General features: G+C 73.5%; 27 protein-coding genes and 1 riboswitch. Of the genes, 7 read left to right on the top strand and 20 right to left on the bottom strand.

Annotated elements, in window-relative coordinates:
- Positions 1-58: 58 nt before the first annotated feature.
- Both LC193_RS27015 and LC193_RS27010 read right to left on the bottom strand, forming a co-directional pair.
- Complete coding sequence (locus tag LC193_RS27015; RefSeq protein ID WP_226077986.1) at positions 59-1282, bottom strand: ROK family transcriptional regulator; 1224 nt, start codon at positions 1280-1282, stop codon at positions 59-61.
- Positions 1283-1353: 71 nt separating this feature from the next.
- The gene (locus LC193_RS27010) at positions 1354-2190 is read right to left on the bottom strand and encodes a nitroreductase/quinone reductase family protein (protein WP_226077985.1); all 837 of its coding nucleotides are present in this window, start codon (positions 2188-2190) and stop codon (positions 1354-1356) included.
- 505 nt (positions 2191-2695) lie between these two features.
- On the opposite strand from LC193_RS27010, the gene LC193_RS27005 reads away from it, so the two are divergent.
- From LC193_RS27005 to LC193_RS26995, 3 genes are all read left to right on the top strand, one after another.
- The gene (locus tag LC193_RS27005; RefSeq protein WP_226077984.1) at positions 2696-3607 is read left to right on the top strand and encodes an aminoglycoside phosphotransferase family protein; all 912 of its coding nucleotides are present in this window, start codon (positions 2696-2698) and stop codon (positions 3605-3607) included.
- Between the two features lie 396 nt (positions 3608-4003).
- Positions 4004-4609, top strand: coding sequence for an RNA polymerase sigma factor (locus LC193_RS27000; protein ID WP_226077983.1), 606 nt, complete (start codon positions 4004-4006; stop codon positions 4607-4609).
- A complete protein-coding gene (locus tag LC193_RS26995) occupies positions 4606-5292 on the top strand; it encodes a hypothetical protein (protein WP_226077982.1) in 687 nt (228 codons plus the stop codon). The genes LC193_RS27000 and LC193_RS26995 overlap by 4 nt, the downstream gene beginning before the upstream one ends.
- 126 nt (positions 5293-5418) lie before the next feature.
- Here LC193_RS26995 and LC193_RS26990 read toward each other — a convergent pair whose 3' ends face one another.
- From LC193_RS26990 to LC193_RS26980, 3 genes are all read right to left on the bottom strand, one after another.
- Complete coding sequence (locus LC193_RS26990; RefSeq protein WP_226077981.1) at positions 5419-6723, bottom strand: replication-associated recombination protein A; 1305 nt, start codon at positions 6721-6723, stop codon at positions 5419-5421.
- A 91-nt stretch (positions 6724-6814) separates the two neighbouring features.
- Entirely contained in the window at positions 6815-7183 is a 369-nt protein-coding gene (locus LC193_RS26985) for an MmcQ/YjbR family DNA-binding protein (protein ID WP_226077980.1), read from the bottom strand.
- Positions 7180-7575 carry an MmcQ/YjbR family DNA-binding protein gene (locus LC193_RS26980; protein WP_226077979.1) on the bottom strand — a complete coding sequence of 132 codons (396 nt, stop codon included), beginning with the start codon at positions 7573-7575 and terminating at the stop codon, positions 7180-7182. The genes LC193_RS26985 and LC193_RS26980 overlap by 4 nt, the downstream gene beginning before the upstream one ends.
- 129 nt (positions 7576-7704) lie before the next feature.
- Between LC193_RS26980 and LC193_RS26975 the strand changes: the two genes are divergently transcribed.
- Positions 7705-8640, top strand: coding sequence for a helix-turn-helix domain-containing protein (locus LC193_RS26975; RefSeq protein WP_226077978.1), 936 nt, complete (start codon positions 7705-7707; stop codon positions 8638-8640).
- 306 nt (positions 8641-8946) lie between these two features.
- Here LC193_RS26975 and LC193_RS26970 read toward each other — a convergent pair whose 3' ends face one another.
- The 4 genes from LC193_RS26970 to LC193_RS26955 form a co-directional block, all read right to left on the bottom strand.
- Complete coding sequence (locus LC193_RS26970; RefSeq protein WP_226077977.1) at positions 8947-9897, bottom strand: GNAT family N-acetyltransferase; 951 nt, start codon at positions 9895-9897, stop codon at positions 8947-8949.
- 70 nt (positions 9898-9967) lie between these two features.
- Complete coding sequence (locus tag LC193_RS26965) at positions 9968-10213, bottom strand: hypothetical protein (protein ID WP_086157239.1); 246 nt, start codon at positions 10211-10213, stop codon at positions 9968-9970.
- Positions 10214-10519: a hypothetical protein gene (locus LC193_RS26960; protein WP_226077976.1), complete on the bottom strand. Its 306-nt coding sequence runs from the start codon at positions 10517-10519 to the stop codon at positions 10214-10216.
- Positions 10520-10717: 198 nt separating this feature from the next.
- Positions 10718-11314, bottom strand: coding sequence for a CGNR zinc finger domain-containing protein (locus LC193_RS26955; protein WP_226077975.1), 597 nt, complete (start codon positions 11312-11314; stop codon positions 10718-10720).
- Positions 11315-11352: 38 nt separating this feature from the next.
- Between LC193_RS26955 and LC193_RS26950 the strand changes: the two genes are divergently transcribed.
- Positions 11353-12546 (top strand): MFS transporter, encoded by a 1194-nt coding sequence (locus tag LC193_RS26950; protein ID WP_226077974.1) that lies wholly within the window; start codon positions 11353-11355, stop codon positions 12544-12546.
- Positions 12547-12571: 25 nt separating this feature from the next.
- On the opposite strand, the gene LC193_RS26945 is transcribed toward LC193_RS26950, so the two are convergent.
- Complete coding sequence (locus LC193_RS26945) at positions 12572-13378, bottom strand: SAM-dependent methyltransferase (RefSeq protein ID WP_226077973.1); 807 nt, start codon at positions 13376-13378, stop codon at positions 12572-12574.
- 284 nt (positions 13379-13662) lie between these two features.
- Here LC193_RS26945 and LC193_RS26940 point away from each other — a divergent pair, with 284 nt between their 5' ends.
- Positions 13663-14727: an aminotransferase class V-fold PLP-dependent enzyme gene (locus LC193_RS26940; protein WP_226077972.1), complete on the top strand. Its 1065-nt coding sequence runs from the start codon at positions 13663-13665 to the stop codon at positions 14725-14727.
- 49 nt (positions 14728-14776) lie between these two features.
- Here the strand turns inward: LC193_RS26940 and LC193_RS26935 are convergent, their stop codons facing one another.
- From LC193_RS26935 to LC193_RS26925, 3 genes are all read right to left on the bottom strand, one after another.
- A complete protein-coding gene (locus LC193_RS26935) occupies positions 14777-15463 on the bottom strand; it encodes an endonuclease V (protein ID WP_226078896.1) in 687 nt (228 codons plus the stop codon).
- Complete coding sequence (locus LC193_RS26930; RefSeq protein ID WP_226077971.1) at positions 15460-16908, bottom strand: glycine hydroxymethyltransferase; 1449 nt, start codon at positions 16906-16908, stop codon at positions 15460-15462. The genes LC193_RS26935 and LC193_RS26930 overlap by 4 nt, the downstream gene beginning before the upstream one ends.
- 23 nt (positions 16909-16931) lie before the next feature.
- A riboswitch (ZMP/ZTP riboswitch) is annotated at positions 16932-17023 on the bottom strand.
- Positions 17024-17041: 18 nt separating this feature from the next.
- Positions 17042-18133, bottom strand: coding sequence for a glycoside hydrolase family 43 protein (locus tag LC193_RS26925; RefSeq protein ID WP_226077970.1), 1092 nt, complete (start codon positions 18131-18133; stop codon positions 17042-17044).
- Between the two features lie 222 nt (positions 18134-18355).
- Here LC193_RS26925 and LC193_RS26920 point away from each other — a divergent pair, with 222 nt between their 5' ends.
- Entirely contained in the window at positions 18356-18595 is a 240-nt protein-coding gene (locus LC193_RS26920) for a dodecin (protein WP_226077969.1), read from the top strand.
- A gap of 97 nt (positions 18596-18692) precedes the next feature.
- Here the strand turns inward: LC193_RS26920 and LC193_RS26915 are convergent, their stop codons facing one another.
- The 7 genes from LC193_RS26915 to LC193_RS26885 form a co-directional block, all read right to left on the bottom strand.
- Complete coding sequence (locus tag LC193_RS26915; RefSeq protein WP_226078895.1) at positions 18693-19460, bottom strand: enoyl-CoA hydratase/isomerase family protein; 768 nt, start codon at positions 19458-19460, stop codon at positions 18693-18695.
- Between the two features lie 14 nt (positions 19461-19474).
- Complete coding sequence (locus tag LC193_RS26910; RefSeq protein ID WP_226077968.1) at positions 19475-20620, bottom strand: cytochrome P450; 1146 nt, start codon at positions 20618-20620, stop codon at positions 19475-19477.
- 280 nt (positions 20621-20900) lie between these two features.
- Positions 20901-22277, bottom strand: a complete 1377-nt coding sequence (locus LC193_RS26905) for a cytochrome P450 (RefSeq protein ID WP_226077967.1) — start codon at positions 22275-22277, stop codon at positions 20901-20903.
- Complete coding sequence (locus LC193_RS26900; protein WP_226077966.1) at positions 22274-22876, bottom strand: GTP-binding protein; 603 nt, start codon at positions 22874-22876, stop codon at positions 22274-22276. Before LC193_RS26900 ends, LC193_RS26905 begins: the two co-directional genes overlap by 4 nt.
- Positions 22851-23225 carry a DUF742 domain-containing protein gene (locus LC193_RS26895; protein ID WP_226077965.1) on the bottom strand — a complete coding sequence of 125 codons (375 nt, stop codon included), beginning with the start codon at positions 23223-23225 and terminating at the stop codon, positions 22851-22853. The genes LC193_RS26900 and LC193_RS26895 overlap by 26 nt, the downstream gene beginning before the upstream one ends.
- A complete protein-coding gene (locus LC193_RS26890) occupies positions 23222-23623 on the bottom strand; it encodes a roadblock/LC7 domain-containing protein (RefSeq protein ID WP_086157253.1) in 402 nt (133 codons plus the stop codon). Before LC193_RS26890 ends, LC193_RS26895 begins: the two co-directional genes overlap by 4 nt.
- Positions 23620-24738, bottom strand: coding sequence for an ATP-binding protein (locus tag LC193_RS26885; RefSeq protein ID WP_226077964.1), 1119 nt, complete (start codon positions 24736-24738; stop codon positions 23620-23622). The genes LC193_RS26890 and LC193_RS26885 overlap by 4 nt, the downstream gene beginning before the upstream one ends.
- Between the last annotated feature and the right edge of the window lie 17 nt (positions 24739-24755).

Here is a 24755-nt window from a genome sequence, read left to right as displayed (position 1 = left end):
CGGCGAGAATAAGAACACGTTTCATTTTTTACAAGGGCGAGGGTGCCCCTGCCGCGCGTCATCCCCCCGCCCGGCCCCCGGCGTCGAGGAACGCCGCGAGCGGCAGTGTCGCGGCGCCCACGGTCACCGCCTCGGTGCCGAGCCGGCCGAGCCGGATCGACGCGCGCCCCGCCGGGTGCCGCAGCGCGTAGGCCCCGGCCGCCTCGCGCACCGCGGGCAGCAGGCGCGGGCCGAGCGAGAGACCCGCCCAGCCGCCCAGCACGATCCGCTCCGGGTTGAAGAGGTTCACCAGGTTGGCGATGCCCGCGCCCAGGTACTCGGCCGTCTCCGCGAGGAGCCCGGCGGCGCGTTCGTCGGCGGCGCGGGCGGCGGCGAGCAGCGCGGCGAGCGCGGCCTCCTGGTCGCCGACCGCCTCGGGACCCCCCGCCTCGGCCCAGCGTTCGAGCAGGGCCGAGGCCCCCACGTACGCCTCAAGGCAGCCGCGCGCGCCGCACCGGCAGCGGCGGCCCCCCACCCGCAGGGTGGTGTGCCCCCACTCGCCCGCCGCGCTGCCCGCTCCGCCGTAGGGCACGCCGTCGGTCACGATGCACGCCCCGACGCCGGAGCCGATCAGCGCGATCACGGCGTTCCTGGCGCCGCGCCCCGCGCCGAACCACAGCTCCGCCTGGCCGAACGTCCGCGCCCCGTTGGCCACCAGGAACGGCACCGCGCGCGGCAGGTCGACGGCCTCGCGCAGCAGCTCCTCCAGCGGGACCGCGTCCCAGCCGACGGTCTGCGCGTGCACGACCGCGCCCCGCGGCGCGGCGCGTTCCACGATGCCGGGCACGCCGAGACCGACGCCGAGCAGCCGGTCCCGGCCCGCGCCCGCCGCCCCGAGGACGTCAGCGATGCCCGCCGCGATGTGGCGGACGACGGGCGGGACCTCCCGGCCCCCGTCGGTCAACGGGCTTTCGGCGCGGGCGAGTTCGGCCAGAGAGAGGTCGAAGAGCGCGACGCGCACCCCGGTCTCCCCCACGTCCACCCCGATCAGCAGCCCGGATTCCGGCCGGACGCGCAGGAGCGTGCGCGGCCGGCCGCCGTCGGAGTCGACGGAACCGGCCTCGCGCAGCAGCCCGTCGGCCAGCAGCGCGGCCGTGACGTTGCTGACGGTGCCCGAGCTGAGGCCGGTGGCCCGCCCCAGCTCGTGCCGGCTGAGCGGGCCGTTGAAGTACAGCTGCCGCAGCAACGCCGCCCGGTTGGCCCGGCGCAGGTCGCGGACGGTCTGCCGCTTCTCCTCGGCCATGCGCACCTCCCCGCGAGCAACCTACCCGGTGCGTGCGGGGGCTCGTCCGTGCGGGCGGGCGCGGGCGGCCGTCACGGCGCGCGGGCGTCGAGCAGCGGTATCAGCACCTCCTCCTCGTAGGCGAGGTGGCTCTCCAACGCGCCGATCAGCGTGTCGACTTCCGCCAGGAGGGCGGCGGGCTCGGCGTCCGCGCGCGACACCGCGTCCTGGAGCCGCTCAAGCAGTCCGGCGACGCGCTCGTGCTCGCGCTCCAGGCGCTCGAAGACGGGCGCGTGGTGCGGGTGGCGGCCGGCCAGGAACGGGAAGAGCCCGCCGTCCTCGGCCGCGTGGTGGTGGCGAAGCCCCTGGCACGCGGTGAGGCAGTTGATGCGCAGTTGCGCGCCGAGCCGCGGGCCCGACGCGGTGATCTCGCCGCGCAGGATGCCGAGTTCGCGCCGGAACGCGTCGTGCACCAGTGTCAGCGCTGCGCCGGGGCTCGCCGCCTCGGGCGGGCCGCCGTCCACCTCGCGCAGCGCGACGACGGGCAGCACCCGCGAGGTCTTGGCCTGGTAGGCGGCCCAGCCCGGGTCCGACTCCACCGCCCGGGCGAACGCCTCGTCCCGCGCGGCGCCGGTCAGCACCGTTGCCCGCGCGCCGTAGGTGAAGACGCCGTCCTCGACGGTGGCCTTCGGCTCGGCCAGCAGGTTGTGGTACCAGTCCGGGTGCCGGGGCGAGCCGCCCGCCGAGGCGATCACGAGCAACCGCCCGTCGCCGTCGGGCAGGTAGCCGAGCGGTGTGGTGTGCGGGGCGCCGGTGCGGGCGCCCGTGGTGGTCAGCAGGATCAGCCGGCCGCCCTCGAACGGGCCGCCGACGCGGCCGTTGTTGGCGCGGAACTCCTCGATGATCCGCCGGTTGGGGTCCTGGGGCATGCGTGGGTGTTCTTTCCGTTCGACGTGGTCGTTGAAGTCGGTCGCGGGCAGCGGGACATGGCCGCGCCACGGCGGGAGGGCGGGGGTGGGAGGGCGCGCGGGAGCGCGCGCTTCCTGGCCTTCGAAGCCTCAACGGGGCTTGCGGGACTTCTGGGGCACGGCGGCGCGATGCGTCACGGCTCGGGCGCGGTGGCCCCGCGGACGGCGCGAGGGCCGGGGCCGACGCGGACGCGCTCTCGGGAGCCGGACGGCGCAGGAGCGGTACGGGCGGGAAGCCCGGTCCCGGAGGGAAAGCGCCGGGGTGGAGGGGGCGGACCTCTGGCCCGCCGCGCGATCACGCGGCGGCCGGGATCCCCACTCGCTCGTGGCCCAAGGCCGACCCGGCAGTCACGGGTGCACCCTAACGGCCGCCGGGCGGCCCCCGCAACGCCCTTCTCGCCCACGGCCACCGGGCGTTCACCACCGGGCCGCGGCACGGGCCGCCGTCCGGCTACTGTTGCCCCGCATGACGCTCACCGAGTCGGAGATCACCGAGGAACTGGTCCGCGATCTGCTGCGCGAACAGCATCCCGACCTGGCGGGCCGCCCCGTGCGGCTCGGCGCGCGCGGCTGGGACAACCAGATGTGGCGGCTCGGCGACGACCTCGCCGTCCGGCTTCCCTATGCGACGGATTCCGCGGACGCGCTGCTGCGCAAGGAGCACGCCTGGCTGCCGTCCCTCGCGCCGCGCCTCCCGCTGCCCGTTCCCGTTCCGCAGCGCCTCGGCGAACCCACGCGGCGGTTCCCTCGCCCCTGGATCGTCACCACCTGGGTGCCGGGCGCACCCGCCGATCACGCCCCCGTCACGCGCGCCGAGGAGGCGGCCGACGCCCTGGCCGCCTTCCTGACGGCTCTGCACCGGCCCGCTCCCGAGGGAGCGCCGACCGGCCGCGGGGGGCCGCTGGACGGGCACGCCGAGCGGTACGTCGCCGGACAGCTCGCCGAGGCCACAGAGCGGGGCCTGATCCCCGACCCGGAAGCCGTCCGCGCCGTCTGGGAGGACGCCGCCGCCGCACCCGCCTGGACGGGCCCGGCGGTGTGGCTGCACGCCGACCTGCACCCGGCCAACGTCCTCACCGCGGACGGAACGTTCTGCGGCGTGATCGATTTCGGCGAACTCTGCGCGGGCGATCCGGCCTGCGACCTCGCCGCCGCCTGGAACCTGCTGCCGGACGGCGCCGCCGAACGCTTCCACGCGGCCTACCGGCCGGCCCTCGACGCCGCGACCCTGCGCCGCGCCCGCGGCTGGGCCGTGGCGCGCGCCCTGATGGGCATCCTCGTCGGGGACGCGGGCGTCCACGGCCGCCCCGGCGGCAAGCCCACCTGGGGCCCGCCAGGACACGCCGCGCTGCGCCGCCTCGTCGCCACGGCCCGCTGAACGACCGGGCGGGGGCAGCCCCGCCGCAGCCCTTCCCCTTCCGCGCCACCCCCAGCAATCCGTGTGATCCATGTCACACGAACGACTCGGCGCCCCGCACGGAAGCCCCGAGAGGCGGGAAGCGCGCTGGTCAACGTGTTGTGCGCACTTGCCCTTTTAGTGATCATCTTACTCCACGCGCACACGCGGACTCACCCGGTGAAAATTTCTTCGAGCGGGATGAGTGGATGGCCTCCCCCATCGGTTGAGTAGGTCGCGAGGGCCCAACGCGCCCTCGGTCACGGCCTGTTGGCCGCGACCGACTGTCGTGGGAGAGGAAACCCCGATGTCGACGATCAACGCCCTGCGCGGCTCGGCGGGTGTGCGAAGCCCGCGATGCGACGGGAGGGCCGCCTGATGGCCGAAGACGCCCAGGAAGCGGGCCACTCCCCTGACCCCGGTCCGCCCCCGCCGGTGCACGCCCCGGTGGAACTGCCGCTCGAAGCCGAGGCGTTCTACCTCGCCCGCGAGCAGCCCTACCGCTCCTACGCCCAGGCCCACCTGGGCAACCGTCGCCTGGCCGAGGAGGTCGTCCACCGGGTCTTCGATGAACTCCTGGCCACCTGGGAGGAGTTGCTGCGCGAGGGCCAGCTGGAGCAGCGGGCCTGGGGCGTGCTGCGGCGGACGGTCCGCGAGGAGCTTGAGTACGAGGGCCGGCTGCCCGCGTACCTCGTCGACGGCCCCGTCGCCGTCCTGCTGCGCGCGGCCCAGGACCGGCTCGCGGAACTGGACAGCGTCCACGGCGTCTTCACCGCCATCGCCCAACTGCCGCCCCGGCAGTGCGACGTGATCGTCCTGCGCCACATCCTGGGCCACTCCACCCGCGCGGTGGCCGGCTTCATGGGCCTGGACGAGCGGACGGTCGACTACCACCACCGCCGGGCGAAGGAACGGCTGCGGGTGCTCCTGCGGCTGCCCGCCGACCCCGCCCCCGGCCCATCCCAGGAAGAGGAACACCCATGACCGCGCCCACCGTCGACGAGATCCTCGCCGGCATACGCATCCCCGTCTCCTCCGCGCCGTTCGACGCCGCGGCCGGGCTGCGCCGCCTCGCCGCCGAGACCGGCCGCCGCACGGCGAGCGCGGAACTGGCCCGGGTCCGGCAGGCGCGGCAGACCCTCAACGCGGTCTCCGGGTGGGTCATCGACCGGCCCGGTGCCGCCGAGCATCTTTCGCGCCTCGTCGACGACCCGCCGCCCGACAGCGCCGACGAGCAGGAGAACGCCGGCGCCGGGGACGACGACATCCTCAAGGGCGCGATGGTGTTCGCCTGCCTGCTCTACCTCACCGGCCATCAGGAGAGCGCGCAGTTCTGGTGGCAGTTGGCCGCCGGCGCCGGCGACCGCACCGCCGCCTACTGCCTCCACCTCCACCACCGCGACCTCGGCGAACCGCGTGAGGCCACCCACTGGTACCGCGAGGCCCGCACCGCGGGACCGGACAGCCCTCCGCTGATCGACGACGTCATCGACGTCATGGAGAGCATGGCCCGCTACTCGCGCAAGCACCGCCTGCTGCGCGTTCCCACCGAGTCCCTGGAACCGGAGGTCGACCGCCTGGCCGGCCTCGACACCCACGGCCTGGTGAACCGCCGCCCCGACCGCCGCCTGGCCGACCGGCTCCACCAGGTCGCCGGCCAGCACTGAGCCATCCGTGCCGGTGCCCCGGAACGCCGTGGGAACGCGCGCCGTTCCGGGGCAGCGGACCCCGTTCGCATGGGGGCGGGAACGGCCGCGGCCGGTTCGGCGAGCTGGGGCATGTCGCGTCGGCTGTCAGCCGCGTTGTCGGCGGGCGCGCAGGGCGGCCCAGTGGCGCAGGCGCTCGGTGATCTGGGCTTCGTAGCCGTTGCGGGTGGGCCGGTAGTACGTCTCGCGGTCCATGGCGTCGGGGAGGTAGTCGGCGCCGGAGAAGCCGTCGGCGGTGTCGGGGTCGTACTGGTAGTCCTTGCCGTAGCCGAGGTCCTTCATCAGCCGGGTCGGGGCGTTGAGGATGTGGGCGGGCGGCATGAGAGAGCCGGTGCGGCGGGCGGCTCGGCGTGCGGCGTCGAAGCCGCGGTGGACGGCGATGGACTTGGGGGCGGTGGCGAGGTGGACGACGGCCTGGGCGATCGCCAGTTCGCCCTCGGGGGAGCCGAGCCGTTCGTAGACGTCCCAGGCGGCGAGGGCCTGCTGGAGGGCGTGGGGATCGGCGATGCCGATGTCCTCGCTGGCGAAGCGGACCAGGCGGCGGGCGACGTACAGGGGGTCCTCGCCGCCGTCGAGCATGCGGGCGAGCCAGTACAGGGCCGCGTCGGGGTCGGAGCCGCGCATCGACTTGTGGAGCGCGGAGATGAGGTTGTAGTGGCTCTCCCGCGCCTTGTCGTACAGCGGGGCGCGCTGCTGGATGTGGTGGGTGAGTGCGGCGGTGTCCAGGTTCTCCCCGGTGTCGGGGAGGGCTTGGAGTTGTTCGGCCATGTTGAGGAGGTAGCGGCCGTCGCCGTCGGCCATGGCGATCAGTGCTCGGCGGGCGTCGTCGTCGAGGGGGAGCGGGTGGCCGGTGAGCTGTTCGGCGCGGTCGAGGAGGGTGGACAGGGCGGCTTCGTCGAGGCGTTTGAGGACGAGGACCTGGGTGCGGGAGAGGAGGGCGCCGTTGAGTTCGAAGCTCGGGTTCTCCGTGGTGGCGCCGATCAGGGTGATCGTGCCGTCCTCGACGTACGGGAGGAAGCTGTCCTGCTGGGCGCGGTTGAAGCGGTGGATCTCGTCGACGAACAGCAGGGTGCTCTGGCCCAGGCCGCGCCGGCGTTGTGCGGCGGCGAAGACCTTCCGCAGGTCGGCCACCCCGGAGAAGGTGGCCGAGACCGGTTCGAAGGCCAGGTCGCCGGCGTGGGCGAGGAGGCGGGCGATGGTTGTCTTCCCGACGCCGGGCGGCCCCCACAGGATGGCGGAGCTGAGGCGCTGCTGGGCGACCATGCGGCCCAGCGGGGCGTCCGGGGCCAGGAGGTGGTCCTGTCCGACGACGTCTTCCAGCCGGGTGGGGCGCAGGCGGTCGGCCAGTGGCCGGGCGGGCTCCTGGTCGAAGAGCGGCAGGGTCGGTTCCATCGGTCTCTCAGCTGGTGGGAGGCGGGCGGGCGCACCCGGTCCCGGTCCTGGCGGGCGAGGGCTCAGCTGCTTGCGGGGAAGCTTGCGGTGCTCATCGCGCACGGGGGCGGTCGCGTCGCGGCAGCCGCTCGACGACCAGGTCGTAGGAGTCCTCGACCATGTCGGTGATCAGGCGTTTGGTGATGCCGGGCCCTGGCGAGAGCGTGATCCAGTGGCGTTTGTCGAGGTAGCGGCCCGGGGTGATCGAGGCATAGCCGTGTACGTGGGCGCGGGCGTGTCCGGGCTCGCACTTGACGGTGATGATCTGCTCGTCCGGGTCGTCGGTGACGATCAGGAACACCTTGCCCCCAACCTTGTACACGTCGAGTCGGGGAGTGAAGGGGCGCCCGTGGCTGACGTCGGGCAGGGCGAGGGCCGTCTTGCGGGCGGTGTCCTGGAGCCGGTCGCCGGCCGCGCTCACCGGGACGCCCGCGTGCCGCCGGCGTAGGTGTCCGGGTCGACGGGCCGCTCGGCCCCGGGCAGATTCGCGACGACGAGCCGGTAGGACTCGGTGACGAGCTCCCTGACAAGCGACGTGTCGATGCCGTCCCCGCCTTCCAGCGTGATCCAGTGCTTCTTGTTCATGTGGTAGCCGGGGGTGATGTGGCGGTTCTGGTCCCGCAGGGCGAGGGCCTCGCCGGGTTGCGCCTTGAGGATCACGACGGGACGCCCGGGGACCTCGGTCATCAGCATGAACACCTTGCCGCGCACCTTGAAGACCTCCCAGTCGGGGCCGAAGGGATGCTCCAGATGGGCTCCGGGAAGCTCCTCCGCGCAGTCGGCGGCGGTCTTCTGAAGGGTCGATCCGTTCATGGGCGGTGGGCCTCCTCGGGTGGTGACGGTCCGCGGCATCGAAGGGCACGGAGGGTGCGCCGCGCGGGAGCGGCGGCACAGCCCATCCTCCCCTGGAAGCCGACAAAAAGGACAGTAGACTGCGGACACATGATGGTCGACAAGCGACACCCGCGGCAGGGCGGACGGTCCGGGCCGACCGCGGTTCCGCTGTACGGTTTCCAGCCGCCGGTCGGCACGCCCTACGGCCTTGAGGTCAGCACCGTCGAGGACTTTTTCGCCGAGCACGACGACTGGCCGTGGAACCCGCCCCGCCCGGGCCGTGCCACCTTCCACTACCTCATCGCGGTCACCGAGGGCGTACTGCTGCACGACGTCGACCACGTCACGCGGACAGTCGACCCCGGCCAGTGGCTGTGGGTACGGCCCGGGCACACGCAGTGCTGGCATCCGCCCGGCACCGCCCGCGGCCCGTTCCTCCTGTTCGAACCGGACACGCTGACACCCGGCACCGCCCGCCTCCTGGCCCCGCTCACCGCGCACGACGCCCCCGCCGTGCTCAGCCCGCACCCCGACGACGCCGCCTGGCTCCACCAGACAGCACTCCAACTCCTCGACGAACACCGCGCGCTCGGACGCCGCCCCCTCGACATCCACCACGCACTGCGCCGCAGCCTCCTCGAATCCCTGCTGCTGCGCCTCGCCAACGCCCCCGGCACCACCCCCACCGGCCCGGCGGCGGCCGGCGCGGGTCGTGGTGACACCTACGGCCGGTTCGCGGACGCCCTGGAGCTGCACTTCCGCGCACTGCACCGGGCGGCGGACTACGCCGAGCTGCTCGGCTGCTCGGTGCGCACCCTCAGCCGCGCCGCCCGGGACGCCACCGGCAAAGGCGCGCGTGAACTCATCGACGAGCGGCGCCTGCTCGAAGCCCGGCGCCTGCTGGGACATGCGCGGTGGGACGCCCGGGCCGTGGCCGCCCACCTGGGCTTCTCCGATCCCGCCAACTTCGGCCGCTTCTTCCGCGACCGCACCGGCACCACCCCGGCCGCGTTCGCGGCCCGTGAAGCCCCAACCGGTCCGTGAGCGGAGTGCGGCGCCCCTGAGGCCGTCGGCGCCACGGTCCGGGCTGTCGGAGCGCAACGGATTCTCAGCCTCGGTCATCAGGACCGACTTCACGGACGAGGCCGCGGTCGCGTTCCGACGCGCGTTCCGCACGGTGCCGGGCGGTGTCCACTCGGTCCATGCGAACCTCGAACTGGCCAACACGGAGTTCCCGACCTGCTCGTCGAGGGCCCGCGCGGCCCCGGAGAACGCCTTCCGCTCCTTCTCTTCGACGGCCGGCCGACCCGGCTGCCGGGACTTCGGCACCCGCGCGCGAGGGGTCGGCGGTCAGCTCCAGGTCATGCAGATCCGGCGTTCGAAGGTGACGTATCCGAGGCGCTGAAAGGCCCTGGCCATGGGGGTGTTGCCGAGATCCGTGGCCGCCCGGACGCGGGGGACGTCCTGCTCGCCGAGGATGCGGGTGCCCTCGGCGAGGATGTCGTCGATGTAGCCGTTGCCGCGGTGTTCCGGGAGTACGGCGAGGTAGCCGATGACGGCGTTGTAGTCGTTGCGGGCCGGGGTGACGAACCCCACCGGCTCGCCGTCCGGCAGGGTCGCGACCCGCCACCACTCCCGCGGGCTCCGGTAGCGCGCGAGTTCTCTCTCGTAATGTCCGGCCGCCGCCTCCCTGGGAGTCATCCGCGTCAGATCGGCCCTGCTGTGCGCGTCCAGCGTGCCGTCCAGGACCCGGGTCATCAGGCCGAGGATCTCCTCGGTGTCGCGGACCGGCCGAAACGCCAGGCGCCCCCTCGGCCCGGGCAGCGGCGTTCCGGGCCGCCACTCCAGAAGCAGCCGTTCGACGAACAGGCGGGCGCCGGTCCGTTCGAGAGCGAGCATGCGGTCCCCGACGATGCGCCCGGCTGCCCCGCCCTCGCGCCAATCGGGCGGGACGGACCTGTTGTACTCGGGTGGGCGGGCGCCGGGTGGGAACACCGCGGCCATGGCAGCCCGCAGCAGCCGCACGCCGAGGTCCACGCGCTCGCGCTCCCCGGCCTCGTCGTCGATGTCGAAGACGTCCAGGAGGAACGGCTCGCCCTCTCCCGCGCTGCCCCACCAGGCGGCCCTGGCCAGCAGGTGGTCGCCGCGCAGGGCGACCCACATCCACTCCGGCCGTCGCCGCCCGGCGGCGAGGTCGTCGCTCAGCTCCTCGTTGAGGACGTAGGGCAGCCGGGTGAAGAGAGCGAGCTCCCGTGGTCCGTCGATCGGACGCAGGACCAGGTCGTTCTGCCGCGCGGTCACGATGCCTCCTTCGCGCGGGAGTTGACCGCGCCCCACGTGTGCCCCGGGACCGGTGCCGCGCCGGAGCCGGTCATGCGGCGATGAGCTGAACCGCCGTCAGGGTCAGCACTCCGGCGCTCACGTAGTAGACGACGATGGCACCCGCCACGGTCGCCTCCCGGTAGTCCCGCTCCCCCTTGATGGGCGTGGAGCCGTGGGCGTACGGCTCGCGGCCGATGGTGCGTCCCATCTCGGCGTCGAACCGGCGCCGGCGCGCGGCTGCCATCTGCCGCCGGGCCGACTCTGCCTGTCCGGCGTAGGCGAGGCGGTAGGCCACCTACCCGGCCTCCTCTTCTTCCTCGTCGCTGTCCTCGTAGGGAAAGACCAGACCGGAGAAGTCCCCCGCGCGCAGCCGCTCGACGATCTCCTCGTTCGCCTCGGCGGCATCCGGCCGGGTGGCCAGGGACCACCGGGCCAGGACACGGTGCAGGTCCTGCCCCGGGGTGCGGCACACCTCCATGTCGAACGCCGCGCGCTCCGCCTCACCGGACAGCGCGGCCCTGATGCCGTCGATCGTGGCCGGCAACTCGACGCGCTCGTCGCGGATGTAGGTGATCCACGTCGCGCGTGCGGTGTCGTTCACGTCCGCCCTCCCTTCGGCACTGCGTCCCACGCTACGCCGCGCGGTGCCACCGCGTCGCCCCCCACCCACCCGAACGGGTGAGCGGCCCACGTGGCCCGGCGGCACGCACCGGGCGGCCCGGCGCGGAGGCGTCGCACCCCCGCGCCGGGACGAGGTCCGGTGCGGGCAGGCAACGGTGGCGCGGGGCCGCCGGGCCGGTCACCCGTTCGGGCCCTGCCACCGGCCGGAACGGGCCCGCCGGTGTGCCGCGACCCGCTCGCGCGTCGCGCAGCGGCGCGAGCAGTAGCGGCGTTCGGGACCCCGGCCCTGGGTGATGAAGACGCGCGGGCAGCCGGCGGACGCGCAGACCGCGCCGGGCGGCAGTTGGCGGTCCCACAGGAGGACGGCCAGGGCCATGCAGGAGGAGGCGAGGAACCACTCGTCCCACGGTGCGTCGTCGTCCCGGTCGAGGTGCAGGTGCCAGGGGGTGCCGCCGCCGTGCGAGGTCAGGCGCGGCGGCCCGGCGTGCTCCCGGAGGAGGCGGTTGAGGACGGCGGCGGCGTCGGCCGCGCCGGTGGCCGCGAAGACCTCCCGCAGGTGCGTGGCGGCGGCGCGCATCCGTGTGACGTCGCGGGCGGTGACCTCGACCGGGTCGGCCTCGCCGTGGGCGCGGAGCACCTCGGCGATCGTGCCGGGTCCCGCGCGGTCGTCGGCGAGGGCGTTGACGAGGGCGGCGGTGCGCCGGGCCACGGCCAGTACCGAGTGCCGGGAGGCCCAGTCGTCGAGGAGGGCGGACACCCTCGCAATGTAACGCATGTTGCGCTGTTTTGAGTTACCCGCCTAGCCTCTCGCGCATGCCGGACCGTTGCCCGACGGTCGCCTACTTCGCCGGTGCGGTGGCCGCCCGTACCGGAGACGAGACGGCCGGGCCCGCGCTGCTGCTCGCGGCGTTCGCCGCCACCGGATCGACCGCCGGGGCGTCGTTCCTGCTCGCGGGCATGACGGCCGCCGCCGCGGCGGGGGGACCGCTGCTCGGGGCGCTGCTCGACCGGCGGCGGCGGCCGGGCCGCCTGCTGGCCTTGGCACTGCTCGGGCACGCGGCCGGGCTCGGCGCGGTCGTCGCGGGGCTCGGCCGCCTGCCCTTCGCCGCCGTCATGGCGGTCGCCGTGCTGACGGGGCTGCTCGGGCCCGCGCTCTCCGGCGGCTGGACGGCCCAGTTGCCGCGGCCGGCGGCGCGTGGCCGCCTGGCCCGGGTCAACGCGCTCGACGCGATGACGTTCCACCTGGCCGGCCTGGCCGGCCCCGCGCTCGCCGGCGGCACGGCGCACGTGCTGGGCGCCCCGGCCGCCGTCGCGGTCGCGGCGGCGCTCATCGGCCTGGCGGCGCCCGCCGCCTGGTCGCTCGCCCCGCGTCCAGGCCGGGCGCGGAACGGGCCGGGCACCTCGGTGGCCGGCGATCTCGCGGCCGGACTGCGGGCCATCGTCCGCCGCCCCCGCCTGGCGCGGGCGACGCTCAGCTCGGTGGTCTCCTGCGCGGCCCAGGGCGTGCTGGTGGCCTGCCTTCCGCTCCTGGGCGAACGCGTGCTGGGCGACGCCGGCCGTGGCGCGGCGCTGCTGTCCTGCTCCGCCGCCGCGGCCCTGCTGGCCGGCGCGCTCCTGGCCCGCTTCCCGGGCCGCGTCGCCCCGGACACGCTCGTCTGGGCCGGTGCTCTGGTGCAGGCCGCCGCGTTGGCACTGGCCGCTTCCGGGCGGCCCGACCTGCTGATCGCGGCCGTGCTCGTGGCGGGCCTCGGCGAAGGACCGCAGCTGATCGGCTTGTTCGCGGTGCGCCACCGGGAGGCCCCCGACCACCTGCGCGGTCAGGTGTTCACCACGGGCGCCAGCCTGAAGATCGCCGGCTTCGCGATCGGGGCGGCGCTCGCCGGGCCGGTCGCCGCCCGATCCCTGCCGGGCGCGCTCGGGTCGGGAGCGGTGCTGTCGGTCCTCGCCGCGCTTGCCTTCCTCGCCGTCCGGCCCTCCGGCTCGCCGCGCGGGGAACGCGCGGCCTGAGGCCGCCCGTTCCCCCGCGGCGCGCTCAGCGCTTGACGCCGACTCCGCCGAAGTCGTCGATGGGCCCGGTGGGCCCCACGTCCAGCAGTTCGGGGCGCCAGTCGGCGGTGGAGAGGATGCCGGGCGGCAGCACGTCGAGCCCGTCGAAGAACGCGGCCACCTGCTCCGGCGTCCGCAGCGTCATGCGCGGCGAGCCCCCGCCCTCGTTCCACTGCCGCACGGCCGTCGTCATGCGCTCGCCGCGGACGGCGTTCGTGGGGTGGGACAGGGCGAGGCAGCTCCCCGCGGGGAGCGCGTCGAGCAGCGCCGCCACCACGCGCCGCGCCTCGTCGGTGTCCTCGACGAACTGGAGGACGCCGAGCAGCATCAGCGCGACCGGCTGCGAGAAGTCCAGCGTCTTCGCCGCCCGTTCCAGGATCGCGTCGGGATCGCGGACGTCCGCGTCGAGGTAGTCGGTGGCCCCCTCGGGCGTGCTGGTCAGCAGGGCGCGGGCGTGCGCGAGGACCAGCGGGTCGTTGTCGACGTAGACGATCCGCGTCTCGGGCGCCAACCCCTGTGCTATCTCGTGGATGTTGTCCACGGTGGGCAGCCCCGTGCCGATGTCGAGGAACTGGCGTATGCCCGCCTCGCCCGTGAGGTGCCTGACGGCACGGCACAGGAAGTAGCGGTTGCCCCGCGCGTTTTCCACGATCTCGGGGAAGTAGGCGAGTATTCGGTCGCCCATGGCCCGGTCGGCCTCGTAGTTGTCCTTGCCGCCGAGCCAGTAGTTCCAGATGCGCGCCGAGTGGGGCACCGAGGAGTCGAGGGCTGCGGCCTGCTTCCTGTCGGTCATGACTCTCCTGCACGGGTCTACTGGCCTGTTGGTGGCCGGGGGGGTGCGCATCATCTCACGCGCTTCACACGGCATTCACGCGGCCACCGGCCGGTCCGCCGGGTGGGGCCGGGCACGTGCGAGGCGTCCGGCGGCGTCCGGCCCGGCACCATGGCAGCCGGCCCGCGCGCGGGGCAGAATGCGTCCCGTCCGGCGGCACCGCCGGACACGCAGGGACGCCGGGACCCCGGCGGCACGACAGCGGCGCCGGCCCGGCACGGCCGGCGACAGAGCCGAGGAGCGACGTGGACACGACGGTGAACGGCGAGTTCGCCCCGCGGAACACCTATCTCGACACCGCCTCGCACGGCCTGCTGCCCGCCCGCGCCGTCGCGGCGCTGCGGGAGGCGGCCACCGACATCGCCGAGGGCCGGGTCGACATGGTGGCCTGGCTGGACGCGGTGCGCCGGGCGCGCGAGGCGTTCGGCCGCCTCGTCGGCCTGCCGCCGGAGCGGGTGGCCACCGGCGCCGCCGTGGCCTCGCACGTCTCGCTCGTCGCGCACACCGTTCCCGCCGGCGCCGAAGTGCTGTGCGCGCAGCAGGAGTTCAGCTCGGTCGTGACTCCGTTCGCCCAACGCGGCGCGCGGCTGCGCGCGGTGCCGCTCGAAGCGCTGGCGGACGAGGTACGGGCGGACACGGCGCTGGTCGCGGTGTCGGCGGCGCAGTCGCTCGACGGCCGCAGGGCCGACCTGCCCGCCATCCGGGAGGCCGCCGCGCGGCACGGGGCCAGGACCCTGGTGGACACCACGCAGGCGACCGGGTGGCTGCGCCTTGAGGCCGGGGACTTCGACTTCACGGTGTGCGCGGGCTACAAGTGGCTGCTGTGCCCGCGGGGCGTCTCGTTCCTCACCGTCCCGGCGGACGGCGGCGGGCTCACCGCGCTCAACGCCGGGTGGATCGCGGGCGAGGAGCCGTGGCACAGCACCTACGGGCCCGTGGAACGGCTGGCGAGCAGCGCCAGGCGGTTCGACGAGGGCCCCGCGTTCCTCTCCTGGGTGGCGGGCGCGCAGTCGCTCGCCCTGCTCGCCGGTCTCGACACCGCCCGGATCGAGGCGCACGACCTGGCGCTCGCGCGCCGCTTCCGCCGGGGACTTGACCGCATCGGCCGCCCCGCCGTGCCCGGCGACTCGGCCGTGGTGTCGGTGCCCGGGCTCGGTGACGCCGTGCCGCGCCTGAAGGCCGCGGGCGTCAGGACGGCGGCCAGGGGCGGCCTGCTGCGCGCCTCGTTCCACCTCTACACCACCGAACAGGACGTGGACCGCGCCCTGGACGCCCTGGCCGACGAGGTGCGCCGACCCGGCGGTGGCTGACCGCGGCGGCCCGGCGCCCGCGCCCGGCCGCCCGTCAGGCCGCCGCGCGTCAGGCCGCCGCGCGCAGCGCCGCGCGGCAGAGGCGGTCGGCGCGGCGGGTGGTCTCCGGCAGCCGGTGGGCGGGCGTCAGCGCGAGGGTGTGGGCGCAGGCCGAGTCGAGGGTGGTCCGGTGGCCCGGCGACACGAACACGGGCTTGACGCCCTCGCGCGTGCGCAGGGCGCGCCCGACCTCCGTACCGCCGTCGAGCAGCGGGGTGTGGGCGCCGCGCCGGGCGGCGGGCGGCTCGTGCCGGAAGGTGAACGGGTTCTTGGCGACGCCGATCGCGGGCAGGCCGGTGAGCACGCCGAGGTGGCTCGCGAGGCCGAACCGGCGGGGGTGCGCGATCCCGTACCCGTCGCACACGACGAGGTCCGGGGTGCGGCGCAGCGCGCCGAGCGCGTCGAGGACCGCGGGCAGCTCGCGGAAGGCGAGCAGCCCCGGCACGTAGGGGAACGCCACCGGGCCGACCGCCGTTGCCTCCTCGACGACGTCCAGGGTGACCGCGTCGAGGACGACGGCCGCGGCGGCGACGATGCCGCGGCCGTCGTCGTAGGCGACATCGACCCCCGCCACGGTGCCGGGGGCACCGGGCGCGGGCCCGGAGTCGTCGAGCCTGACGTGCCCGCGCAGGCGGAGCTGGACGGCCTCCGCCTGCGCCGCGTCGGCAGGCGTCGCGTGGGTCAGGCGGACGGTCAGGTGAGATCGACCTCCGCGTACAGCGGGTGCTTGGCGAGCAGGTCGGCGGCGCGCTCGGCGACCTGCCCGGCCACCCCGTCCTTGAGCACGTGGGCGGCCTTGGACGGCTTGCCGCTCTGGGTCGTGCCCGGCGTGGTGCTGGACAGGACGGTGTCGATGAGGGCGGCGACCTCGTCCATCTCGGCGGTCCCGAGGCCGCGCGTCGTCAGCGCCGGGGTGCCGACGCGGATGCCCGAGGTGTACCAGGCGCCGTTCGGGTCCTGCGGGATGGCGTTGCGGTTGGTGACGATGCCCGCGTCGAGCAGCGCGGCCTCGGCCTGCCGGCCGGTGAGGCCGTAGCCGGAGACGTCGAGCAGCACCAGGTGGTTGTCGGTGCCGTCGGTGACCAGGCGGGTGCCGCGCCGCTTCAGGCCCTCGGCCAGCGCGCGCGCGTTGTCGACGACGCGCTGGGCGTAGTCGCGGAACGCCGGCTGCCTGGCCTCGGCGAGTGCCACGGCCTTGGCCGCCATGACGTGCGGGAGGGGGCCGCCGAGCACCATGGGGCAGCCGCGGTCGACCTGGTCGGCGAGCGAGTCGTCGCACAGCACCATGCCGCCGCGCGGGCCGCGCAGCGACTTGTGGGTGGTGGTGGTGACGATCTGGGCGTGCGGGACCGGGTCGAAGTCCCCGGTGAGCACCTTGCCCGCGACGAGGCCCGCGAAGTGCGCCATGTCGACCATGAGCGTGGCGCCGACCTCGTCGGCGATCTCGCGCATGAGCCGGAAGTTGATCAGCCGCGGGTAGGCCGAGTAGCCGGCGATGAGGATCAGCGGGCGGAACTCCCGCGCGGCGGCGCGGACGGCGTCGTAGTCGACCAGGCCGGTCGCCGGGTCGGTGCCGTAGCTGCGCTGGTGGAACATCTTGCCCGAGATGTTCGGCCGGAAGCCGTGGGTGAGGTGCCCGCCGGCGTCCAGGGACATGCCCAGCATCCGCTGGTCGCCCAGGTCGCGGCGCAGCGCCGCCCAGTCCTCCTCCGACAGGTCGTTGACCTGCCTGGCCCCGGCGCGCTCCAGCGCGGGGCTCTCCACGCGCTGGGCGAGGACGGCCCAGAACGCGACGAGGTTGGCGTCGATGCCCGAGTGCGGCTGCACGTAGGCGTGGCGCGCGCCGAACAGCTCGCGGGCGTGCTCGGCGGCCACGGACTCGACCGTGTCGACGTTGCGGCAGCCCGCGTAGAAGCGGCGGCCGACCGTGCCTTCCGCGTACTTGTCGCTCAGCCAGTTGCCCATGGTGAGCAGGACGGCCGGGGAGGCGTAGTTCTCGCTGGCGATGAGCTTCAGCGAGGCGCGCTGATCGTCGATTTCCCCCGCGATGGCGTCGGCGATGCGCGGCTCGACGCCGCGGATCACCTCAAGGCCGCTGCGGAAGGCGATGGACTCGGTCGTGCGGGCGGGTTCTGCGCTCACGGTGGGCCTCCTTGACGTGTCGTCGCGAAAGCCCAGGCGCACGGCTTCACGTCGCTCGACAGGGCCGCTCCCCGATGGTCCTTCCCATCCCCACGCGCCAGTCACGGCCCCGTGCGAGGGTAGCACCGGGGAATCAGTCGCCGCCGTCGAGATCCCTCCTGCGGCGCCCGGCGGTGAGGCGGTCGCCCGCGTCGTGCAGCTCGTACAGCTTCGCCCGGCTGTCGGGCGAGCCGAAGGGCCGGTGCACCACGAGCATCAAGGACCCGTCGAAGGCGCGGAACGGCATGCCGTGGCCGGCGTTGTCCCCGACCAGCACGGGCAGCAGCTCCCACGGCCCCGCCAGCCGGCCGGAGCGGGAACGGGCCTGGGTCTGGACGTACCCCTGGCTTCCGGCCGGGCCGAGGTAGGTGGACCACAGCATGAGCAGGTCCCCGGTGCGGCTGCGGAGCAGCTGCGGGCCGTCGGTGACGTAGGGCGGGAGCGCCGCGGGGTCGGCGGTCACCCGCTCGTCGAGCCAGGGGGCGCCCGAGGCGCGGAACAGGTGCACGGGATCGCCCGCCGCGCGGTCGAGCCCGGCGGTGAGGGGCACGGCCTCCATGGTGCCGTCGAAGCGCTGGATCCACTCGTGCGCGTAGACCAGCCACGGCCGGCCGTCCTCGACGAACAGGGTGCCGTCCAGGCACATGAACGTGTCCGGGGTCTGGGGCCGCCGCGGATCGAGCAGTTCGAAGGGGCCGTACGGCGAGTCGGCGACGGCGACGAACGTCCCCCTGCGGTAGGTGCGCCGCAGGACCTCGGGCGGCTCGGCCAGGGCCCGGCTCTCGTCGTGCAGGGTGAGGAACAGGTACCAGCGGCCCGCGTGCCGGTGCACCTCGGGGGCCCAGCCCCCGTCGGTGGCCCACGCGCCGTCGGGAACGGTGAAGACCGACCAGGGCCCCTGCCAGGTGGCGAGGTCGCGGCTGCGGTACACGAGGGTGCCGGTCCCGGGGATGCCGGTCTGCTCGGGCAGGTTGCGCAGGTAGAGGAAGTAGTGGCCGCTGCGGCGGTCGGGCACGATGAACGGGTCGTGCGCCCAGAAGTCGCGCAGCCGCAGGCCGCGCGGCGGTGGCGGCCCCGCGGGGCCGGTGCCCTGCGCGGGCGGCCCGGCCGCCGCTGCCGCGGTGGCGGGTGCCGCCGCGGCTGCCGCGGCGGCGCCGATCACGGCCCTGCGGTGGACGGGTGTCATGCTGTCCTGCCTCCCGTGCGCCCGGGCCGGGCCGCCGACGCGGATTGAATCGTTCAAACGCCCTCTTCGCCGGAACCCTTCCACGCCCCGGCTCCGAGGGTCAACCCCCGTGCGCGCACCGGAGGGCCGGCCGCCGGCCTCCTCCACCGGGTGCGGAACGACGCCCGCTGTTGCACGGTGGAAAGCGGCACATGTCCGTGTCCACCCGCCGAGGAGGCCAGCATGAGCGCGCACATCTACCGGGTCACCGAGATCGTGGGGTCGTCCCACGAGGGCCTGGACGACGCCATCCGCAACGGGATCGGCCGGGCCGCCCAGACGCTCCGCCAGCTGGACTGGTTCGAGGTGACGCAGATCCGGGGCCACATCGTGGAGGGCGCCGTCGAGCACTACCAGGTGGGCCTGAAGGTCGGCTTCCGGCTGGAAGCGGGCGAGGGAGGCGGGGACGGCGACGGCGGCTGACCTTTCGCCGGAACGTCCCCGCGCCGGGGCCCGGGGCCCCGGCGCCCGCCACCGGGCCGGGACCGGGGCACGCGCCCCGGTCCCGGCCCTCGGCCGCTCAGGGCCTGCCGCGTTCCTCCCGGCGCGCGGCCAGCGCCGCGGCGAGGAGTTCCCCGTCCAGCAGGGAGGCGTCGGCCGTGCGCGCGGCGGCGGCGTAGGAGCCGAGCACCGCCTTGGTGACGCGCAGGGCCGTCGGTGACCGCCGCACCAGGGGCCTGATCCACTGCTGGATCACGTCGTCGAGCTCGGCCTCGGGCGCCACGCGGTGCAGCACGGACATCTCCTTGGCGGTGGCCGCGCCGAAACCGCTGCCCATCAGCAGCAGTTCCCTGACCCGGGCCGCACCGGCCTCGTGCATCAGCCGCGGCAGGGCCCCGCCCCACGCGATGGGGAGGCCGACGGCGAGTTCCGGCATGCGGAACCGCGTGCTGTCCGCCCCGGCACGCAGGTCGCAGAACAGCGCGAGCGCCAGGCCCGCCCCGACCACCCGGCCGTGCAGCCTGGCCACGGTGACGGCGCTGCCGCCCGCGAGCGCCTCGCACACCCGGCGTGCCCGGTCGCCCAGGGCCGCGATGTGCGCCCCCGTGGGGTCCTTGGCCATCAGTCCGTCGAATTCGTCGAGGTCACCGCCGAGACTGAAGTCGGGCCCGGCGCCCGACAGGACGAGCACGCGCACGTCCGGGTCGTCGCGGACGGCCCCGAGCACGGCGAGCAGTTCGGCGAGCACGGTCCCGGTGACGGCGTTGCCCGCCTCGGGGGTGTCGAAGCGGACACGCACCACGTGCCCTTCCCTGGTGACGTCGAGGGTGCGGTACCCGGGGTCCATCACACCCACGGCCCTCAACGCACCACGACGTCGAGGGACTTCAGGCGGCGGAAGGCCACCCGCGGCTCCCACTGCGGCGGCCCGGCGACGCGCAGCGCGGGGTACCGCCGCAGCAGCGCGTCGAGCAGCACCTGCGCCTGGAGCCGGGCGAGCCCGGCACCGATGCAGTAGTGAACGCCACCGCCGAACGCGAGGTGGCTGAGGCTCCGGCCGGAGCGGCGGATGTCGAAGACGTCCGGCTCGGGCACGGCGGCCGGGTCGCGGTTGGCCGAGGCGATCAAAAGGTGCACGAGCTCGTCGGCCCGCACGGGCGTGCCCGCGACGACCGTGTCCTCGCGTGCCACGCGGGTGGTGACGTGCACGGGCGGGTCGAAGCGCAGTATCTCCTCGACGGCGCGCGGCACTTCCTCGGGGTGCTCGCGCAGCCAGTTCCGCTGGGCGGGGTGCTGGTCGAGGACGAGGACGAGGTTCGACAGCAGCATCGAGGTGGTTTCCAGCGCGGCACCCACGATGAACATGACGAGGAAGTAGACGGCTTCGTCGGCTCGTTCCCGATCGGGCTCCAGCTCGTCCCAGGTACGAATCCAGCCGGACAGCACGTCGTCCCCGAGGCGGGTTCTGCGGTCGCGGACCAGGCCGGTGAAGTAATCGCGCATTCCGAGTGCGCCGGCGTCGGCGGCGGCCATCTGACTCGGGGAGGGCAGCAATTCCTGCGCCTGGCCGTGCGCGTGGCTGTGATGGCGGACTATGGCGTGATCTGCGGCCGGTATTCCGATCCAGTGCCCCATGACTGCGATCGTCATTTCCTCGCTGACCAGGGCGGAGAAATCCGCGATCCCGTCCTCGTGGAGACGTTCGTCGAGCGTGTCGAGAAGGCCGTTCGCTATGGCGGTCACCGGGCCGCGCAGCCGAGTGATCGTGGTACGGTCGAAAAGGTTGCCCACGGAACGCCGATGTCGTGTGTGCTCCGGGGGATTGAGTCCCTGGAGAACGTGGCCGAGTTCCCGTGAGGCCGGCGCGAGCCAGCGGCTGCCTGGCTCCTGACGTGCGCGCCAGCTGTCGTCGAGCGCGGCCCACGACCTGCTCCGCAGCACGTGGTCGCACAGCTCGTAGCCGGTCAGGAAATGTGCTCCCCATGGGGCGGGTATGACCTCGCCCATGGCTCGGAATTCTTCATAAATGGGATAGGGGTCAGCCTGTCCCCGCGACGCGCGCAGTCGCGACACTTGGGAAATGATGGAACGTGGATCGATCGCCGTATCTCCGTCAGCAAGTTCCACGGATACTCCTTTGAGGCATGCCGGATAGGCCACACGACTGCCCATCGTCTGACGTTGGGTCCGGCAGTCGGTGCGGCCTCCGGCACCATTACCCTCGCGAACAGTCAGTCACACATATGCCGCAGAGGCATTCCCCCGTCGACTGCGTCACACAGGCGCGTCACGCACGCCACCAGGTGAGGAACGAACTCCACCAGCCCTTGCGCTCCGCCCTGCTCCCGGCCTGGCCGGATACCGACGCCCGGCCCGCGGGCGCGGCGCCCGCCGCGGCTGCCTGCCGCTGCACCGGCGTGAAGCGCGCGGGCAGGGTGCTCAGCGCCCGGTGGAACACGCCGGGGCGCCATTCCAGCTGGTCGGCGGGGACGGCCAGTTCGACGTCGGGGATCTCGTTGAGGAGACGTTCGATGGCCGTTGTGGCGACGAGGGAGGCCGAGTCCTTGACCGGGCAGGCGTGCGGCCCCGCACCCCACGCCAGGTGGGCCCGTTTGCTGAGCATCTGCCGGGACGCGGACAGCGCGGGGTCGGTGTTGGCCCCGGCGAAGCTGATCAGGACCGGCGAGAACGCGGGCAGCTTCACCCCGGCGAGGTCGGTGTCCTGCACGGGGAAGTGGGTCGCGTAGTTCGCGATCGGCGGGGAGTTCCAGAGCACCTCGTTGATGGCGTCCTCGACGAGCAGCCCGCCGCCGTGCAGCCCGCCGAAGTAGCGCTCGTCGGACAGGATCAGCAGCAGGCCGTTGGCGATGAGGTTGCGCTCGGGCTCGATGCCCGCGCCCATCATGATGGTGATCTGGTGCAGCATCTCCTCGTCGGTGAGCTTGGCCGGGTGCTCCATCATCCAGGAGGTGATGTCGTCGCCGGGTCTTGCCCGTTTCTGCGCGACGAGCTGGAGCAGGCTCTCGGCGAGCTCCTGGTTGGCCGTCTCGGCGTCGACGCCGTCGAAGATGCCGGTGAAGCCCCGGATCAGGCGGTCGCCGACCTCGGCCGAGGCGCCGAACAGCTCGTTGAACACCAGGAACGTCAGCGGCTTGGCGTAGTCGTTCAGCAGGTCGACGGTGCCCTTGTGCTTGAACTGGTCGGCCAGGTAGGCGGACACCCGCTCCACGTGCCGGCCGACGCGGTAGGCGTCGATCCGCGTCAGGCTGTCGGCGATGGTCTGCCGCAGCCTCAGGTGCTCGGCGCCGTCGGTGAAGAGCACGTTGGGCCGGTAGCCCATCATGCCGAGGACCGGGCTGTCCGGCGGTATGGTGCCGTCCTCCAGCGCTCTCCAGCGCCGCGAGTCCCGGGTGAAGACGTCGGGGTTCTGGAGCACCTGGAGCGCGGCGGCGTAGTCGGTGACGAGGGTGGCCTCGACGCCGGGGGCCAGCTCCACGGGCGCCGCCGGCCCGTAGGCACGCATCGCCTCGTAGAACTCCTGCGGCCTGGCGGCGAACTCCGGTCCGTACAGCGGGATCCTGGTGGCGGCGTCCGGGGCGGGGCGACCGCCGTTGTGCGCGGGGCAGCCGGGGGGTGGCGTCCCGGGACCAGAGAGATCGTTCATTGTTGCTCCTGTCGGGTACGACTCTGGAGATAGCGCACGAGCGAGACCAGCGCCTTCGCCGATGACTTCTCGTCCCGCGCGTCACAGGTGATGACCGGCGTCTCGGGCAGCAGGTCGAGCGCTTCCCTCAGTTCCGGTTCGGACCTGACCTCGCCGCCGTCGAAGCGGTTGACGGCGACCGCGTACGGGATGCCGTACTTCTCGACCAGGTCCATCACGGCGAACGACTCCTTGAGCCGCTCGGGGTCGACGAGCACGAGCGCGCCGAGTGCCCCCCGCGTCATGTCCTCCCACACCTGGACGAAGCGCTGCTGCCCCGGGGTGCCGAACAGGTAGAGGACCAGCCGGTCGTTGAGCGTCAGGCGGCCGAAGTCCATCGCCACGGTCGTCGTCGTCTTTCCCTTGACGCCCTTGAGGTCGTCCACGCCGGCCGCGGCCTGCGTCATGCGTTCCTCGGTGCGCAGCGGGGGGATCTCGGACAGCGTTCCGATGAACGTGGTCTTACCGACGGCGAAATGACCGACGACGAGAATCTTGGCGGCGATCTGCACGTTGCCGTGCAGGTGCCGTGCGTCACCCGAAACGTGCCTGGAGTCCATCCAGCACCTCCTGAAGGACCTGAATGTCGGTGAGCTGCGCCGCAGGCACAGGGGCACGGGTGAGAATGTGGCCGCTTTCGGCGAGATCGGACAGCAGCACCTTGATGACGCCGACGGGCAGTTCCATGTGCCCCGCGATCTCCGCGACGGACAGGTATCCGCCCTCGCACAGTTCCACCAGGCTCCGCTTCTCCGGGTCGAGGCGGGCCTTCTGCTGCTGGTCCTGGGCAGCCGTGATCAGCGTGACCAGCTCGAACTTGTCACCGTCGGCGATTTCCCGGCCGTTCGTGATGACATAGGGACGTACTAATCCGCCGGTGTCCGGCTCCTGGTCGTGCGGCGGCGTCATGCTTGGGTCCCGGTGTTCTCGCGGGGCGGTGTGGTCAGCGCCTTGCCGAGCTGCGCGACGAGCTGCTGCATACGGAAGGTGATGTCGGCCATGTCCACACTCGGCGAAGCCGAGACGGCCAGGTAGGCACCTTCTCCCGCGGAGATGAGGAAGACCCATCCGCCGTCGAATTCGACGACCGTCTGCCGCCATTGCATGGCGGCGCCGCCGCTGAATCCGGCGACCGTACGGCTGAGCGACTGCATACCGCTCATGGCCGCGGCGACGGTGTCCGCGTGGTCCTTGTCGACGTCCTTGGAACGCGCCATCAGCAGGCCGTCCGCTGAGACCAGGATCGCGTGCCGGGCCCCCGGGACCTCAAGGGCACCCTCAAGCATCCACGACAGTTCGGTGTTCACTGGGTTTCCGACCCTTCCCTGCTCGTATCGGCGATGCGGCCCGACTGCGTGCCCCGCTGGAAGGCTCCCATGATCGACGCGGTCTCCTCGCTGGAGCGGGCCCTGTTGCCGTCGGCCGACGCCTCGGACCGGGGCACGATGGCGATGGCGCCTCGTCTGCGCCGTTTGGGCAGACCGCCCGCGGTGGTGCCGGTCGCCTCCGGCTCGGGTTCGTCCGCGGGGAACTCGGCCGCCGGGGGGGTCTGCGGTTCGGGCATGCTGGTGAGCAGCTCCTGAGGAAGAAGGACCACGGCGCGCACACCCCCGTAGGGGGAAGCGGTGTCCACGGAGACGCTGAAGCCGTAACGCGCGGCGAGCACTCCGATGACCGCGAAGCCGAACTGCGGCGGGTTGCCCAGTTCCGTGACGCTGACGGGGTGCTCCCCCGACAGCAGTCGCGCCGCCCTGCTCTTCTCCTCCTCGTTCATGCCGACACCCGCGTCGTCGATGATGACGCAGACGCCCTTGGGCACGGTCCTGATGTTGATGTCGATGGTCGTCTCGGGGGCCGAGTAGCTGGTGGCGTTGTCCAGCAGCTCCGCGAGGACGAGCGCGACCGGCTCGACGACCTGGCTGATCACGGCGAAGCTGGTCTGCGAGCGGATCTCGACGCGGGTGAAGTGGCGGATGCGCCCCTTCGCGCTGCGGGCCACGTCGTAGACCGAGGCGACCGAACGCTGCCGGCCGAGCCAGCCGTCGCACAGCACGGAGACGGACTGGGCGCGCCTGCCGAACTGGGAGTTCATGTGGTCGATCTCCAGGAGGTCCTGGAGGAACTCCTGGTCGCCGTACTTGCCCTGGACCTTCGAAATGGCGAGCTGCTGCTCGTTGGCCAGGCCCTGGAGGGTCCGCATGGCCGACTTCAGGGCCGTCTTGGTCGCGTCCTCCGCGCGCAGGCGCGCCTCTTCCACGGCGTCGCTGAAATTGTCCTGGAGCTCGGCGTGCCGTGTTTCGACCTCCGCCTTCTCCTCACGGAGTCTCGCGTTGGACTTCCGCCCTCGATATATCACGGATGCGGCGAGGGGAGCCCCGACGACCAGGCCCCAGAGCGCCGGGTCCTGTAGGTATTGGCTCATGAATTTCTCTTCAAGCT

Source organism: Streptomyces marincola, assembly GCF_020410765.1.
Taxonomy (GTDB): Bacteria; Actinomycetota; Actinomycetes; order Streptomycetales; family Streptomycetaceae; genus Streptomyces; species Streptomyces marincola.
Note: the sequence above shows the minus strand (reverse complement) of the source record. Positions and strands in the feature narration are given on the sequence as shown.